10 protein-coding genes are annotated in these 15,849 nt (G+C 52.6%); 6 read left to right on the top strand and 4 right to left on the bottom strand.

Annotation, left to right across the window (positions count from 1 at the left end; translation table 11 throughout):
* The first annotated feature begins 60 nt into the window (after positions 1–60).
* The 3 genes from metE to AB8809_RS22590 all read left to right on the top strand — a co-directional run bounded on the left by metE (position 61) and on the right by AB8809_RS22590 (position 6,899).
* Complete coding sequence (metE, locus tag AB8809_RS22600) at positions 61–2,331, top strand: 5-methyltetrahydropteroyltriglutamate--homocysteine S-methyltransferase (protein WP_349856838.1); 2,271 nt, start codon at positions 61–63, stop codon at positions 2,329–2,331.
* A 532-nt stretch (positions 2,332–2,863) separates the two neighbouring features.
* The gene (locus AB8809_RS22595) at positions 2,864–4,486 is read left to right on the top strand and encodes a methyl-accepting chemotaxis protein (protein ID WP_349856836.1); all 1,623 of its coding nucleotides are present in this window, start codon (positions 2,864–2,866) and stop codon (positions 4,484–4,486) included.
* Between the two features lie 751 nt (positions 4,487–5,237).
* Positions 5,238–6,899, top strand: a complete 1,662-nt coding sequence (locus AB8809_RS22590) for a methyl-accepting chemotaxis protein (RefSeq protein WP_015842163.1) — start codon at positions 5,238–5,240, stop codon at positions 6,897–6,899.
* Positions 6,900–7,001: 102 nt separating this feature from the next.
* Here AB8809_RS22590 and AB8809_RS22585 read toward each other — a convergent pair whose 3' ends face one another.
* Positions 7,002–7,829 carry a dienelactone hydrolase family protein gene (locus AB8809_RS22585; RefSeq protein WP_015842162.1) on the bottom strand — a complete coding sequence of 276 codons (828 nt, stop codon included), beginning with the start codon at positions 7,827–7,829 and terminating at the stop codon, positions 7,002–7,004.
* Positions 7,830–7,875: 46 nt separating this feature from the next.
* Positions 7,876–8,553 (bottom strand): YafY family protein, encoded by a 678-nt coding sequence (locus AB8809_RS22580; RefSeq protein ID WP_015842161.1) that lies wholly within the window; start codon positions 8,551–8,553, stop codon positions 7,876–7,878.
* 87 nt (positions 8,554–8,640) lie between these two features.
* Between AB8809_RS22580 and AB8809_RS22575 the strand changes: the two genes are divergently transcribed.
* The 3 genes from AB8809_RS22575 to AB8809_RS22565 all read left to right on the top strand — a co-directional run bounded on the left by AB8809_RS22575 (position 8,641) and on the right by AB8809_RS22565 (position 11,193).
* Complete coding sequence (locus AB8809_RS22575; RefSeq protein WP_349856834.1) at positions 8,641–9,237, top strand: hypothetical protein; 597 nt, start codon at positions 8,641–8,643, stop codon at positions 9,235–9,237.
* A 253-nt stretch (positions 9,238–9,490) separates the two neighbouring features.
* Positions 9,491–10,261 carry a uridine phosphorylase gene (gene udp / locus AB8809_RS22570; protein WP_015842159.1) on the top strand — a complete coding sequence of 257 codons (771 nt, stop codon included), beginning with the start codon at positions 9,491–9,493 and terminating at the stop codon, positions 10,259–10,261.
* A 149-nt stretch (positions 10,262–10,410) separates the two neighbouring features.
* Positions 10,411–11,193, top strand: coding sequence for a tyrosine-protein phosphatase (locus AB8809_RS22565; RefSeq protein WP_349856832.1), 783 nt, complete (start codon positions 10,411–10,413; stop codon positions 11,191–11,193).
* A gap of 83 nt (positions 11,194–11,276) precedes the next feature.
* Here the strand turns inward: AB8809_RS22565 and ppc are convergent, their stop codons facing one another.
* Both ppc and AB8809_RS22555 read right to left on the bottom strand, forming a co-directional pair.
* Positions 11,277–13,916, bottom strand: coding sequence for a phosphoenolpyruvate carboxylase (ppc, locus tag AB8809_RS22560; RefSeq protein ID WP_180778841.1), 2,640 nt, complete (start codon positions 13,914–13,916; stop codon positions 11,277–11,279).
* 514 nt (positions 13,917–14,430) lie between these two features.
* Positions 14,431–15,819: a PTS transporter subunit EIIC gene (locus AB8809_RS22555; protein WP_015842156.1), complete on the bottom strand. Its 1,389-nt coding sequence runs from the start codon at positions 15,817–15,819 to the stop codon at positions 14,431–14,433.
* Between the last annotated feature and the right edge of the window lie 30 nt (positions 15,820–15,849).

Genomic DNA, 15,849 nt, shown 5'->3' with positions numbered 1-15,849 from the left:
CTACACTACCTGCGGATTATGGATGTGTAAACATCTGGACGGCTAAATGAGGAATTAACGATGGCGATTGTGAATCACACACTGGGTTTTCCGCGCGTTGGATTACGCCGTGAACTGAAAAAAGCGCAGGAAAGCTACTGGGCAGGTAACGCGACACAGGAAGAGTTGCTGACCGTTGGACGCGAGCTGCGTGCGCGTCATTGGCAACAACAGAAGGATGCTGGCGTTGATCTGCTGCCGGTGGGTGATTTCGCCTGGTACGACCATGTACTGACCACCAGTCTGCTGCTGGGTAACGTACCTGCTCGTCATCAGAATGAAGACGGTTCGGTCGATCTGGATACGCTGTTCCGTATTGGTCGTGGACGTGCGCCAACGGGTCAACCCGCTGCGGCGGCGGAAATGACCAAGTGGTTTAACACTAACTACCACTACATGGTGCCGGAGTTTACCAAAGGGCAGCAGTTTAAGCTGACCTGGACACAACTGCTGGATGAAGTTGATGAAGCACTGGCGCTGGGCCATAAAGTGAAGCCCGTTCTGTTAGGCCCGGTTACCTACCTGTGGCTGGGTAAAGTGAAAGGTGAGCAGTTTGACCGCCTGTCGCTGCTGCAGGATATTCTGCCGGTTTATCAGCAGGTGCTGGCTGAGCTGGCGAAACGCGGTATTGAGTGGGTGCAGATCGATGAGCCTGCACTGGTGCTGGAATTGCCGCAAGCGTGGCTGGCCGCGTTTAAACCGGCCTACGATGCACTACAGGGGCAGGTGAAACTGCTGCTGACGACTTATTTTGATAGCGTTAGCCAGAATCTGGAAACGATTAAGGTGCTGCCGGTTCAGGGACTGCATGTCGATCTGGTTCACGGTAAGGATGATGCCGCTACGCTGAGCGCCCAACTGCCTGCTAACTGGGTACTGTCTCTGGGGGCGATTAACGGCCGTAACGTTTGGCGAGCCGATCTAAGTAGCTGGTTCGAGCGTCTGCAACCGCTGGTGGGGACGCGCGATCTGTGGCTGGGCAGCTCCTGCTCGCTGCTGCATAGCCCTATCGATCTGAGTGTGGAAGTGCGTCTGGATGATGAAGTGAAGAGCTGGTTTGCCTTTGCGATTCAGAAATGTGCGGAGCTGTCACTGTTGTCTCAGGCGCTGAACAGCGGCAACGGTCAGGCTCTGGAAGCCTACAGCGCACCGATTCGCGCCCGCCGTACCTCGACGCGTGTGAATAACGCCGCCGTTGCGCAGCGTTTGGCAGCGATTACCGCCCAAGACAGCCAACGTCAGAACGTCTATTCGGTGCGTGCAGAGGCTCAGCGTGAGCGCTTTAATCTGCCGGCATGGCCGACGACCACGATCGGTTCTTTCCCGCAAACCACTGAAATTCGCGGTCTGCGTCTGGATTTCAAGCAGGGCCGTCTGGATAGCAATAACTATCGTACCGGTATTGCCGAGCACATTAAGCAAGCGGTGATTGAACAAGAGCGTCTGGGTCTGGACGTGCTGGTGCACGGTGAAGCCGAGCGTAACGACATGGTGGAGTATTTCGGTGAGCATCTGGATGGGTTTATCTTTACCCAGAACGGCTGGGTGCAGAGCTACGGTTCACGCTGTGTGAAGCCGCCAGTCATTATTGGTGATGTAAGCCGTCCAGAAGCGATCACCGTTGAGTGGGCGAAATACGCACAGTCCCTGACTGACAAGCCAATGAAAGGCATGCTGACAGGCCCGGTGACCATTTTGTGCTGGTCGTTCCCGCGCGAAGACGTCACGCGTGAAACCATCGCTAAGCAGATTGCTCTGGCGCTGCGGGATGAAGTCGCGGATTTGGAAGCCGCAGGTATTGGCATCATCCAGATTGACGAACCGGCACTGCGTGAAGGTCTGCCGCTGCACCGCTCTGACTGGGACGCGTATCTGTCCTGGGCTGTGGATGCTTTCCGCCTGAATGCCGCCGTGGCGAAAGATGATACGCAGATCCATACCCATATGTGTTACTGCGAGTTCAACGACATCATGGATTCTATCGCCGCGCTGGATGCAGACGTGATTACGATTGAAACCTCCCGTTCCGACATGGAATTGCTGGAGTCGTTTGAAGAATTCGAATACCCGAATGAAATCGGCCCTGGCGTTTATGATATCCACTCCCCGAACATACCAAGCGTGGAATGGATAGAAGCCCTGCTGAAGAAAGCGGCGCAGCGTATTCCCGCTGAACGCCTGTGGGTGAACCCGGATTGCGGTCTGAAAACTCGCGGCTGGCCGGAAACGCGTCAGGCTCTGGCGAATATGGTTCAGGCAGCACAGCGTTTGCGTGAACCCAGTAATGTTTAATTGCTGATGGCATCAGGGAGGCAATGGCCTCCCTGATTTTTATATCTTACGAATAGATAAAGTTCGCATTATTTCCTCCTCTCAACTTATTCTTATTTCTCCGTCGTGTTTTCTTCCTTCCCGAAAATTAACGATATTGTCTTTCCTTTAATAAAATTGCCGTGTTATCCCGCTTGTTTCTCTGCATCGACTAGCTGGTTATTTGTCAAAAATGAATATTCATCCACTATCGACATCTCTATTTATTAAAGGATTTAATCAACGCCGTCATAAAGCTCAGAAATCTTGTGCCGATAAGGTAAACGGCATGGAGGTGGCTCAGGATGTATGAATAGCGCGAAGTTTCTTGTATTTCTCTAACGCTTTACTGATGTTAAAAGTGCGCCTGTAATTACTCTCTTATGAGTATTTAATATACCCATAAAGCATATTTATTTTCCCGGATAATGATTATTTTCCCCATTCTGCGAGGTTATTAGACGATAACTGTGCGCAGTAGTCATTATTATGTATTACCTAAAAGGAGTGAGATGTGAATTTAGCGAATTGGCGTATTGGCTATCGATTAGGAGGCGGGTTCGCCATCTTAATCCTGATGCTGTTTACCGTGAGTATTTTTTCTCTGTCCAAACTTTCTGGTTTTCAGGATGGCGCCAGAGATATCGTCAAAGACGTTTACCCACAAACGGTGGATGCTAATGACCTCATCGATAATGTGAATGGGCACTTTGTCGCTTATTTGCAGATGATGCTGGTATCCGGCCAGGAACAGCGGCAGGGATATGTCGATCGGATTATGGCGTACCGCAAGGAGATTAGTCGCCTGCTTGATAATCTGGAAAGGAATACCTCAGGAGAGCTTGCCCGCAAGCAGGTAGGGGTTGTCCGCGGGTTTCGTGCTGAGTTCATCAAGTCCGGCGATAAAATTATTAGTGATGCACTGGCGGGTAATAACGACGTCGCCGTAGCGGAATTCAATAACACCCTGAACGTGATTCAGCGCAATTACCGCGACTCGGTGAAGCAGTTGGTGAACTACCAAAATGATGCGATGGATAACTCTGTCGAAACCATGGCTGAGGTGTACAACAGCACTCGCATGATTTTACTGCTTATTTTGGCTCTGGGTGCGGTATTTGGAGCGCTGATTGCCTGGGCGATCACGCGTAGCGTAACCCGCCCGATAGCGCAGGCGCTGCAAGTGGCAGACAGAGTGGCGCAGGGCGATTTGACCTCACACATCACGGTGACCAGCAAGGATGAGACCGGGTTGCTGCTGCAATCGTTAGATCGCATGAACACCAGTTTGAGTTCGATTGTCGGCCAGGTTCGTGATGGGGCGGAAACCATCTCGACGGCAGCGTCGCAAATCACGGCGGGTAATCAGGATCTGTCATCGCGTACCGAAGAACAGGCGAGTTCGCTGGAAGAAACGGCAGCTTCAATGGAGCAATTGGCCTCTACCATCAAAAACACGGCTGAGAACACCCAACAGGCGACGGAGATTGCCAATAAGGCGACTGGTGCAGCGAAACAGAGCGGCGATGTCATGCTTTCCGTGACACAGAAAATGCGCGGTATTCGTGATTCGTCCCAGCGTATGGCGGAGATCATCGGTGTGATTGACGGTATTGCGTTCCAGACCAATATTCTGGCGCTGAACGCAGCGGTTGAAGCGGCGCGTGCAGGCGAGCAGGGGCGTGGTTTTGCGGTGGTAGCGGGAGAAGTCCGTTCACTGGCGCAGCGCAGTGCGACCGCCGCGCGGGAGATTAAGGATTTGATCGACGACTCCGTGGGTAAAATTCGCGAAGGCATGGATCTTGTCGATACCGCTGAAGAAACCATGGGCGGGTTGACGGCCCATGTGAAGGACGTACACGACATTATCAGCGAGATTTCGCAGGCTAGTCGTGAACAGAGTGAAGGGATTAACCAGATGAATCTGGCGATTGGGCAGATTGATACTACGACCCAGCAGAACGCGGCTCTGGTTGAAGAATCCGCCTCTGCGGCTCTGTCTCTGCAAGCACAGGCTTCCGTTCTGGCGGAGGCCGTGAGCGCGTTCAAAATACAGTCTTACAGCGGTAGTAATGGCGGATCTTATGTGCCGATGCGCACACCAACGCTGTCTCTGGCACTAGCAAGTAAAGAGTAAATTTACGGCTATCGTTTGATCGCGTTGCAGCGCAGCGCCTACCTCTATAGGGGAGCAACCGCTCCCCTGATTCGCTCTATATAGGGTATATACCCTAAATAATTCGAGTTGCGTGAAGGCGGGCAACGCACAAGCAGCTTGAAGTATGACGGTATAGAGCAAATATGATTTTTTCTCTTCTTATTCAGCTTGTTATTCTTTACTAAGAAATATTCTCATCTCTTTATTTTTAATATCAAATATGTCTGACTATCCTTTTATGTAATTGAGGCGTTATTCATGTTAATTATTGGTTGATTAATCTGTGATTTTTCCGATCGAAACTTAACTTTCGATAGTTAATATCTATTTATTGTATGTTTTTGAATGATTTAAACGATCAATTTGTAAAGTTCAGAAACACATTGCCGATAAAGATGGATAACACAGGAGCGGCCATGGCTGCATGAGTCCGGAGAGGGAAGACCACTATTATCACTTCAATCACGCCTCTGCGGTCTTATCAGTTGTATTTGTAGCATTGTTAGATTTATTTCCACTTTTGCACCTCAACACCCGAGGGAAACTATTTGATTTTTGATAGCGCCTCTCATGCTGAGAGCGTGCGTAAAAATGCCTGCCTTAAGGTATCTCTGGCGCGTCAGAAGGCTTTTCCCCTTCGGAGCGTCAATCATTCTCCGCCCTGTGGTTCCATCAAGCTGCGACATGTGCGCAATTGACATTGCTATGCATTACCTAAAAGGAGTGAGACATGAGTTTAGCGAATTGGCGTATTGGCTATCGACTGGGAGCCGGATTTGCCATCCTGATTTTGATGTTGTTTGTCGTGAGTATTTTTTCCCTGTCTAAGCTATCCAGTTTTCAAGATAGTGCCAGAAGTATTGTGAAAGATGTTTACCCTCAAACTGTTGATTCTAATAGCCTTATCGATAATGTGAACAGCATTCTGGTGGCATATCAGCGGCTGATGCTGGTTTCGGATCAGACGCAGATCCAGACAAACGTCGCTCGCGTGAACGAATTCCGTCAGGAGATTGGCCGCCTGTTGGACAAGCTGGAAAGCCAAACCGTTGAAGAGCGTTCCGTTTCCCAACTGCGTGATATTCGCGCGATTCGTAACGAATTTTTGAAATCCGGTGACAAAATCATCAGCGAAGTGGTGGCGGGCAACCGGGATGCGGCGATTGAGGAGTTCAACAACAACCTGAATGTCACCCAGCGTCAGTACCGCGATGCGGTAAGACAACTGGTTAACTATCAGGATGATGCGATGGACACCTCTGTTGAAGCCATGGCTGAGGTATACAGCGAAACCCGTATTATTTTGCTGCTTATTTTGGCGTTGGGCGCCGTATTTGGGGCGCTGATTGCCTGGTCAATTACGCGCAGTGTAACCCAACCGATTCAGCAGGCTTTGCAAGTAGCAGACCGAGTGGCGCAGGGCGATCTGACCTCGCGCATCACTGTTACCAGCAAAGATGAAACCGGATTGCTGCTGCAATCGTTAGATCACATGAACACCAGCCTGAGCACGATTGTCGGACAGGTACGTGATGGGGCGGAAACTATCTCGACAGCAGCGTCGCAAATCGCCGCAGGTAATCAGGATCTGTCAGCGCGCACGGAAGAACAGGCCAGCTCGCTGGAAGAAACCGCTGCGTCAATGGAACAGCTGACATCCACCATTAAAAACACGGCGGAAAACACCCAGCAGGCGACGGAGATTGCGAATAAAGCCTCTGGTGCAGCGAAGCAAAGCGGTGATGTTATGGTTTCCGTGACGCAGAAAATGCGCGGCATTCGCGATTCATCCCAGCGTATGGCGGAGATCATCGGTGTGATTGACGGCATTGCATTCCAGACCAATATTCTGGCGCTGAACGCGGCGGTTGAAGCGGCGCGTGCGGGCGAACAGGGGCGTGGTTTTGCGGTGGTGGCAGGGGAGGTTCGTTCTCTGGCACAGCGTAGTGCGACTGCCGCGCGGGAGATCAAGGATTTGATCGACGACTCCGTGAGCAAAATTCAGGAAGGCATGTCGCTGGTGGATACAGCTGAAGAAACCATGGGCGGGTTAACGGGCTATGTGCGGGATGTGAATGAGATTATCAGTGAAATCTCGCAGGCCAGCCGTGAACAGAGCGACGGGATTAACCAGATGAACCTGGCGGTGGGACAGATTGATACCACGACCCAGCAGAACGCGGCTCTGGTTGAAGAATCTGCCTCTGCGGCCCTGTCTCTGCAAGCACAGGCCTCCGTTCTGGCGGAAGCGGTAAGTGCGTTTAAACTTCTGTCTTATGGCAGTGGTAAAACCGCCTCGTATGCCTCAGCGCCAGTGCGCACGCCAACGCTGTCTTTAGCGCCTGCTGCTGCGAAAGATCAGGGTAATAACAGCGACTGGACGTCGTTCTAAGGCTGCCTGACTTTGTCATGTGGTAAAACGATAAAACACAAACGCCACCGACCTCCGGTGGCGTTTTAGCGAATAGCTAAGTACGAAAACGGTGTGGTGACGTTACGCCACGCCGTTTTTCTGGAACCACGCCAGCATACGCTGCCAGCCGTCTTGTGCAGATTCTTCATGGTAGCTTGGCCGATAATCGGCATGGAAAGCATGGCCGGCATCGGGGTAGACGATGATATCTGCCTCCGCATTGGCAGCGCGTAGCGCCTGCCGCATGATATCAACCTGTGTCAACGGAATCCCTTCGTCCTTCGCGCCATATAACCCCAGCACAGGGGCTTCCAATTCCGTTGCAATATCGACCGGATGTTTGGGGCTATTCAACGTTTTCTCACCCGTAAACTTACCATACCAGGCAACGGCTGCCTTGAGCTGCGGGTTGTGCGCGGCGTAGAGCCAGGTGATGCGTCCGCCCCAGCAGAAACCGGTGATCGCCAGCTTACTGGCATCACCGCCCTGTTTAATCGCCCAGTTGGCCGTGTGATCAAGATCGGACAGCACCTGTGTATCGGGCACCTTATAAACCAGCTCGGTCAGGATTCGCTGAATATTGTCATATTGGCTGGGGTCACCCTGACGAAAATACAGCTCTGGCGCAATGGCCATGTAGCCCTGTTTGGCCAGCCTGCGGCACACGTCCTGAATATGTTGATGAACGCCGAAAATCTCCTGCACCACCAAAACGATAGGAAGCGGCTTCTCATGATTTGCCGGTCTGGCGATATACGCGGGCAACTGCTCACCCTGAGAAGGAATGGTGGTTTCACTGGCAATGATACCGACAGAATCTGTGGTAACGATGGAGGAGGTCTGCGGCTCCACTGCTGGGGATAGCCCCTGGGGAAGATGTTTGAAGGTCGTCTGTTCATCAGTCTTCATTACGCGCTCTCCTGTTATCGATGAATCGTAGTTAGCCGTATTCTGCCTACAGCGTATTGAGATAGTCTTCGAAGCGTTTCCCTTTCTCTGGTCTGAAGTATAGGCCGGTCTCCGCCACGGAAGTGATGTTATCGACCCTTAGATTGCGAAAGTCTGAGCGAGTTTCACACCATATCGTGAGTAACCACACGGCATCAAACAGGGTTAACCCGAGAGGACGAGCGATTCTATCGCTCTCTCTGCCTTGCAGGTCAACATAGGCAATACGTAGTTGAAGCTTGTTACGGATAGCAAGGCGAATAAAAGCCAGGTGTTTTATGGCTTTCTCACTTTCCTCGGTATGTCGGGAAACCGCTCTGAGAGGAAGCGACTTATAGCTATCAGATTTTTTGACATCAATCACGGCGCTGATTTTTGCTGAAACCCGTCTGGCTGCTGCGGAAAGCATGTCATCGCCCCTGGCACCTATCAGCCGCATTCCCAGCATAATGGCGTCCAATTCATCTGGATCAAAATTCAGCGGGGGCAGGAAGTAGTCTTTTTCAAGTAGGTAACCGAGCCCCGATTCTCCGCGAATAGGGGCGCCGATGGTTTGTAGTGCCGCCATATCCCTGTAGATCGTTCTGACCGATACATTCAACGCTTGGGCTAATATTTCCGCTGATACCGGGTGCACACGGCCGCGAAGATGATCGAGTAGAGAGAATAGCCGAATAGTTTTCATGAGAAGAGAGTACACCACCCTGACAAGTTCTGTCAGGGTGGTGTAATACGATTCGGGCTTCATATCATCATGATTACGGAGTTCACAATGGCTACCCCATGTTACGAAATCGTCACTTATACAGTGAAAACCCAGCAAGAGGCCGATGCAGCGCGCGTATCAGCACAACGTCTGTTAAAGCATTTCCCTGGGTTTATCGACTGGATCGCATTTTCAGGCATCGATATTTCCGCCGAGCGTGTCGATCTTGTGGTGTGGAATAGTCTTGAAGCAGCACGTGCTGCGGCAAAAGCGGTTGAAAGCCAACCGGAATTTTCCTGCTTCAGATCTTCGGTCAGTGCGCTGCACAGCATGGGGCACTATACCGTTCAAATGGCGGACGCACCGCCAGTAACAAGCAGAGGCGGTATCGAAATAGGGCGATTTCGTCTCAAGCAGGGGATTCAGGAGAGTGACATGCGCCAGGCATATAATCAGATGGTAGAACGTCACCTTTCACTTCAGCCGGGCTGGAAAAGCCAGCATTTAGTCAGTCTGGATAATGGCGTTTTTATCGATCTCGCCTTTGCCGACAATCAGCAGTACGCAGAAGCCATTTGTGCATCCTGGCAAGGGGAAATTCTATGTGATGCCTTTCTGGCAATGATTGAACCAGAGAGTATTGAGTTTGGTTCGTTGTCGTAACTGATAAGGCTAAAGAATCTACACTAGAAGACAATTAAGCGGCAAAAATGCATTCATCACCTGATAAATAGTGATTCATATCACGTTTTTTATGTATGTTGATGTTTGTTTCTTTTTTATAGGTGATTTTAGTCACTTAAAAAAACGTAATGATGCGCTAGAGTCTTTTTATTAAACGGACGCTCATAGACTACGTTATGAGGCGTCCGGTGTGATTTCTCTGAATACCCAATTGATTGCCCGGGAGGCAGTTATGTCTACATCTGATGTGTTCCATCTTGGTCTGGTCAAGAACGATTTACAGGGTGCGACGCTGGCTATCGTGCCCGGCGATCCTGAGCGTGTCGAAAAAATTGCTCGCCTGATGGATAACCCGGTACATCTGGCGTCACACCGTGAATTTACGTCCTGGCGTGCGGAACTGGACGGCAAGGCAGTCATTGTTTGCTCGACCGGTATTGGCGGCCCGTCAACGTCCATCGCGGTAGAAGAGTTGGCACAGCTCGGCATCCGTACTTTCCTGCGCGTCGGTACAACAGGGGCGATTCAGTCTGGTATCAATGTGGGTGATGTGCTGGTGACCACTGCCGCCGTCCGTCTTGACGGTGCAAGCCTGCACTTCGCGCCGATGGAATTCCCAGCCGTGGCTGATTTCGGCTGTACCACTGCGCTGGTGGACGCAGCGAAGGCGTCGGGGGCGGCGTTGCACGTGGGCATCACGGCGTCTTCTGATACGTTTTACCCGGGTCAGGAACGTTACGACACCTTCTCTGGACGCGTGGTGCGTCGCTTCCGCGGTTCGATGGAAGAGTGGCAGAGCATGGGCGTGCTGAACTATGAAATGGAATCTGCCACGCTGCTGACCATGTGCGCCAGTCAGGGGCTAAAAGCGGGCATGATCGCGGGCGTGATCGTGAACCGTACCCAGCAGGAAATCCCGGATGCAGCAACCATGAAGCTGGCCGAAACCACCGTGATCAAGGTGTTGCTGGATGCCACACGCCGTTTGTTAGCGGCTGAATAAGCACAAAAGTTGATGTTATTTTGGGCTGGTCATCGCAGAGACCAGCCTTTATCCTAATCACTTGTTCTGGTTTATTGGGTTAACCTGCGACGCGCTCTGCGTGTGTAATACGGTTGCCTTGCTCGCCTTTCAACCTCGCAAGGAGATGTATGACCGAACCAATGTTGCTTCATCCCTCTTTATTACCGCTGGACGGCGGAATCAACTTCCGTGATTTAGGCGGTAACCGTGCTGCTGATGGGCGGCTTATCCGACACGGTAAACTTTTTCGCTCCGGCTCGCTGGATCTGCTGAGTCAGGCTGACTGCGAACATCTTGCGGGTGTGCCTATTTCCCATGTGGTGGACTATCGGGATGCCGATGAAATTGCGCAGAAGCCTGATGTCTTGTGGACGGGCGCTAATTATCACGCCTATCCGGCCAACCCATTGCGTCACGAAGTGACGGCCAATCTGGACTCGCTGGGATCTGATGTGCTGGCGGCGTTTGATTCCCGGGCGTTTATGTTGGAGCTTTATCGCCGTTTGCCTTTCAATAATTCTGCCTATAAACAGCTGGTGTCGCTGCTATTACGGCCAGATGAGGGCGGGTTGGTACAGCACTGTGCCGTGGGTAAAGATCGTACGGGTATTGGTTCAGCATTAGTGATGTTTGCGCTGGGTGCGGATGAACAGACGGTAATGGAAGATTACCTGCTGACGGAAACAACGCTGACGCCATTTCGCCAGCAACTGTTGACGCATTTGTCGGCAACGCTGAATGAGAAAGCGCTGGGACAGTTCTCTTATGTGCTGTCGGTGCAGGAAGAGTTCATCGTGACGGCGTTGCAGGCTATCTACGAACGACACGGCTCGATCGATAGCTGGCTTGAGGTGGAATACGGTCTGGATAATCGTGCGCGGAACTATTTGCAGGATAAATATCTGGCGTAAGGTTCTGTTTTAGGCCGGTCGACTGACCGGCCTTTGTTTTGTTGTGTATAGTTTTGCTGTGTGTAGCTTTGCTGCCTGGGTGATTAACCCGTATTACGCATACCCGCTGCAACACCGGCGATGGTGACCATCAGCGCCAGCTCCAGATCGGCATCCGGTTTTTCCTGCTGACGTGAACGATGCAGCAACTCTGCCTGCAACACGTTCAGGGGATCGGTGTAGACGTTACGCAAGGCGATCGATTCCGCGATCCACGGCAGATCCGCCATCAGGTGATCGTCGTTAGAGATCGCCAGCACGATGTTGATGTCGGCGGCCAGCTGATCGCGCAGCTGTTTCCCTAACGGCCACAGCTTCTCTTCGACCAGACGCTGATCGTAATATTCCGCCAGCCACAGGTCGGCTTTGGCGAACACCATCTCCAGCATACCGATACGCGTTGAGAAGAACGGCCAGTCGCGACACATCTCTTCCAGCTGTTCCTGTTTGCCGTCATCCACCACTTTCTGCAACGCGGCACCCGCGCCGAGCCAGGCTGGCAGCATCAGACGGTTCTGCGTCCAGGCGAAAATCCACGGGATAGCGCGCAGGCTTTCTACACCGCCGTTCGGACGACGCTTGGCCGGACGTGACCCCAGCGGCAGTTTGCCCAGTTCCAGCTCTGGCGTCGCAGCGCGGAAGTAAGGAACGAAATCCGGGTTCTCACGCACGTATCCACGGTACATATCACAGGACACGCGGGACAGTTCATCCATCACCTCGTGCCATTCTTGTTTTGGTTCCGGTGGTGGCAGCAGGTTCGCTTCCAGAATCGCACCGGTATACAACGCCAGACTGCTGATGGTGACTTCCGGCAGGCCGTATTTAAAGCGGATCATCTCGCCCTGTTCGGTCACGCGCAGGCCGCCTTTCAGGCTGCCCGGCGGTTGTGACAGCAGCGCGGCATGAGCCGGCGCGCCGCCGCGACCGATGGAACCGCCACGTCCGTGGAACAGCGTCAGTGCGATACCCGCTTTCTCGCAGGTTTTGATCAGGGCGTCCTGTGCACGGTACTGCGCCCAGGAAGCGGCCATCACGCCCGCGTCTTTTGCAGAGTCGGAATAACCGATCATGACCATCTGCTTGCCCTGAATAAAGCCGCGATACCAGTCGATGCTTAGCAATTGCGTCATGACATCATCGGCGTTGTTCAGGTCGTCCAGCGTTTCAAACAGCGGCGCGACTGGCAGAGCAAACGGGCAGCCCGCTTCTTTGAGCAGCAGGTGAACGGCCAACACGTCGGAAGGCGTGCGTGCCATTGAAATAACGTAGGCGGCGATAGAGCCCTGCGGCGCTTTAGCGATGACCCGACAGGTATCAAGCACTTCTTTGGTATCCGCACTGGGTTCCCAGTAGCGCGGCAGAAGCGGGCGCTTGGAGCTAAGTTCGCGGATCAGGAAGGCTTGCTTGTCGGACTCTGACCAGCTTTCGTAGTCGCCCAGACCCAGATAGCGGGTAATTTCAGCCAGCGCTTCGGTGTGACGGGTGCTTTCCTGACGGACATCGATGCGGACCAAAGGCACGCCGAAGCAGCGCACGCGACGTAGCGTATCCAGCAGGCGACCATCGGCGATGATGCCCATGCCGCAGGATTTCAGCGATTGGTAACAGGCGTGGAGCGGTTCCCAAAGCTGTTCGTTGGTAATCAGCAGGTCTTTGGGGGGCAGACGTTCTTCGCCTGTCAGACGCGCTTCCAGATAGCTCAGCGTACTGCTCAGCTGTGAACGCAGTGATTTCATGATGGCGCGGTACGGTTCCTGGACTTCGCTACCACCAGCCAGCTCCAGCAGCTCCGGCGTACATTCGGACATCGACAGCTCGGAAACCAGCACCTGAATATCACGCAGGAACAGATCGGCGGCTTTCCAGCGGCTGAGTAACAGCACATGGCGAGTCACTTCCGCCGTCACGTTCGGGTTACCGTCACGGTCACCGCCCATCCAGGAAGTAAAGCGCACCGGAACGGCGTCAACGGGCAGACGGTAGCCGAAAGCCTGTTCCAACTGCTCATCCAGCTCGCGTAAAAACGCGGGGACGCCTTCCCACAGGCTGTTTTCCACCACGGCGAAGCCCCATTTGGCTTCATCTACCGGGGTAGGACGAATTTTACGGATCTCATCGGTGTGCCAGGACTGCGCGATCAGCTGGCGCAAGCGACGCATGATCTGATTGCGTTCATAATCAGCCAGATCGTTATGGTCGAGCTGCTTGAGGCAGGTATTCACTTCCACCAGCTTGTGGATCAGCGTCCGGCGGGTAATTTCGGTCGGGTGTGCGGTCAGCACCAGTTCGATCGACAGCGATTCCACGGCGTCACGGATATCTCGCTCGGTCAGATCTTTACTTTCTTTCAGACGCTCAAAGGCGCTGGAAAGCTGTGCCGGGTTGCTCGCTGCCTCACCGTGCGGTGAAATCGTATGATATTGCTCAGCGGTATTGGTCAGGTTAAGGAACTGGCTGAATGCGCGGGCAACGGGCAACAGTTCATCGTTAGACAGGTTTTGCAGCGTGGTCAGCAACTCCTGACGATGTTTTTCATTACCTGCGCGGGAAGACTTTGACAGCTTGCGGATTGTTTCGACTTTATCAAGGATATTTTCACCCAGCGCTTCCTTGATGGTGTCGCCGAGCAGTTTGCCGAGCATACTGACGTTACTGCGCATTGCGGAATATTGTTCGTTCATAGTTACCCTGACCCATCCCTACCATTTTTGTAAGTTTATTTCACTTGACATATTTTGACGCACTGCCTCCATCTAGCCACGATAAGGCGGGTTCGTCAATTGACGATTTTTTCTTCTCCTTATTCTTTGTACTTGCATTAAGGCGGGCTTGGCAATTTGTGAAATTTAATTACAGGGGCGCGGATATTAGGCTAACTAATATACTCGTCATACTTCAAGTTGCATGTGCGTTGGCTACGTTACTCGACACACTAGCGTGTGTCTCACCCCGTTGGGGCCGCTGCAAGCAGCGTTCAAACCTGCCTCTGGCAGATTTGTCAGTCACCCGAATCACTTACCTGAGTAAGCTCATCGGGATTCCTTCGCTTGCCGCGTTACGAGGCGCATAAATGAGCCTCACCATGCGGGCCAACGCTTTGCGTTGTTCAAAACGCTAACGTTTTGTCCTGAAACTCGAATTATTTAGAGTATCGCGGAGGGGGGATGGCGGGGCGCAACGGCCCCGCGAGTGCGGTTACGACTGTTTGGAGGCTCTGACAACCAGGATGTAGGTCAGCGTGAAGGAAAGCACGATGGCGATGGCCATGCCGGAAACGGCGTAGCTAAAGTACGGGCCGATGTAGGCTGGCAGGCTGAAAATACTCGAGAGAATGTAGCCATACAGCCGGACACCGAAGAACGCGATAAAGGCCGACGCAATAGAGCTGGCAACGGTGGCGGCGATAAACGCTTTTTTGTACTTGGTCAGCACGCCGAAGAGTGCGGGTTCCGTGATTCCGAGCAGTGCAGACACCCCAGCAGACAGCACGACAGATTTATCCTGACGGGTTTTGGCGTGGAAATAGATGGCAAACGTGGAACCTGCAATCGCCATGTTAGCCATACACATCATCGGCATCAGCATATCAAAACCCTGATCGGCGAAGTTTTGCAGCGCAATAGGCGTCATGGCGTGATGCATACCAGTCAGGATGGCGACAGGCCGAATTGCACCCACCACGAAACCGGCAAAGATAGATGACACATCGAACAGGCTCTGAATAAACAGCGCCAGCAGTTTACCAAGGTAGATCCCGAATGGCCCGATCACCGTGAGCGACACCAGCGCGGTGATAAACAGCGTCAGCGTTGGCGTAAATACGGTTTTCAGCACCGAAGGCATTATGCGATCGACCCAGCGGTGGATATAGCTCAATGCCAGCACGGAGAAAATGACCGGGATGACGCTGGCAGAGTAGTTGAACACCGAAATGGGCAATATGCCCATGAAGTAAAACGCGCTGACCGCATCGGGGCTGTGGCTGGCTAAGGCTTTCGCCGCTTCCATCAAAGACGGATACATCAGGCAGGCCGCAACGGCCGCCGCCAGATATTCGTTCGTTTTAAATATCTTGGCAGCCGAGACCGCAAGGAAGAACGGAAGGAAATAGAACACACCGCTGGCGATCAGATCGAGGACGATCACCGTATCGGTTTTCGCGGAGATCACTTTCATGGCGATCAATCCAGCCAGCAGCCCTTTGATCATCCCTGCGCCAGCGATGGCGGGAACGATCGGGCCGAACACGCCAGAAACTGTATCCATGAACAGCGAAACCAGCCCCTTTTTTGACTTCTGCGCGTCTGGCTGCGCTGGTGCGTCGGAGGAAAGTGCCGTCGGGGAAAGCTGTGCGCTCAGCAGTTCGTAATACTCGTTGACCTGTGGCCCGATAATAATCTGAAATTGCTCACTTTGGTGTTGAGCACCTAATATTCCTGGCAGATTCTTGATGGCCTCAGTTTGCACTTTACTTTCATCAATTAAATCAAACCGAAGCCGCGTCATACAGTGCCAGGCTTTATTAATGTTTTCGTTTCCGCCAACCAGTTTAATGATTGACTGAATAACGTCATTTTTTCCCATGGAATAAACCCCCAACATGACCTTATGTTA

It is taken from the genome of Pectobacterium aroidearum, assembly GCF_041228105.1.
In the GTDB taxonomy this organism is placed as follows: Bacteria; Pseudomonadota; Gammaproteobacteria; order Enterobacterales; family Enterobacteriaceae; genus Pectobacterium; species Pectobacterium aroidearum.
Note: the sequence above shows the minus strand (reverse complement) of the source record. Positions and strands in the feature narration are given on the sequence as shown.

Bases quoted from the DNA above. Each gene is read 5' to 3' on its own strand.
- AB8809_RS22590 (WP_015842163.1), top strand. From the start codon at position 5,238: ATGAGTTTAGCGAATTGGCGTATTGGCTATCGACTGGGAGCCGGATTT.
- AB8809_RS22585 (WP_015842162.1), bottom strand. From the start codon at position 7,829: ATGAAGACTGATGAACAGACGACCTTCAAACATCTTCCCCAGGGGCTA.
- AB8809_RS22565 (WP_349856832.1), top strand. From the start codon at position 10,411: ATGACCGAACCAATGTTGCTTCATCCCTCTTTATTACCGCTGGACGGC.
- ppc (WP_180778841.1), bottom strand. From the start codon at position 13,916: ATGAACGAACAATATTCCGCAATGCGCAGTAACGTCAGTATGCTCGGC.
- AB8809_RS22580 (WP_015842161.1), bottom strand. From the start codon at position 8,553: ATGAAAACTATTCGGCTATTCTCTCTACTCGATCATCTTCGCGGCCGT.
- AB8809_RS22575 (WP_349856834.1), top strand. From the start codon at position 8,641: ATGGCTACCCCATGTTACGAAATCGTCACTTATACAGTGAAAACCCAG.
- AB8809_RS22555 (WP_015842156.1), bottom strand. From the start codon at position 15,819: ATGGGAAAAAATGACGTTATTCAGTCAATCATTAAACTGGTTGGCGGA.
- metE (WP_349856838.1), top strand. From the start codon at position 61: ATGGCGATTGTGAATCACACACTGGGTTTTCCGCGCGTTGGATTACGC.
- udp (WP_015842159.1), top strand. From the start codon at position 9,491: ATGTCTACATCTGATGTGTTCCATCTTGGTCTGGTCAAGAACGATTTA.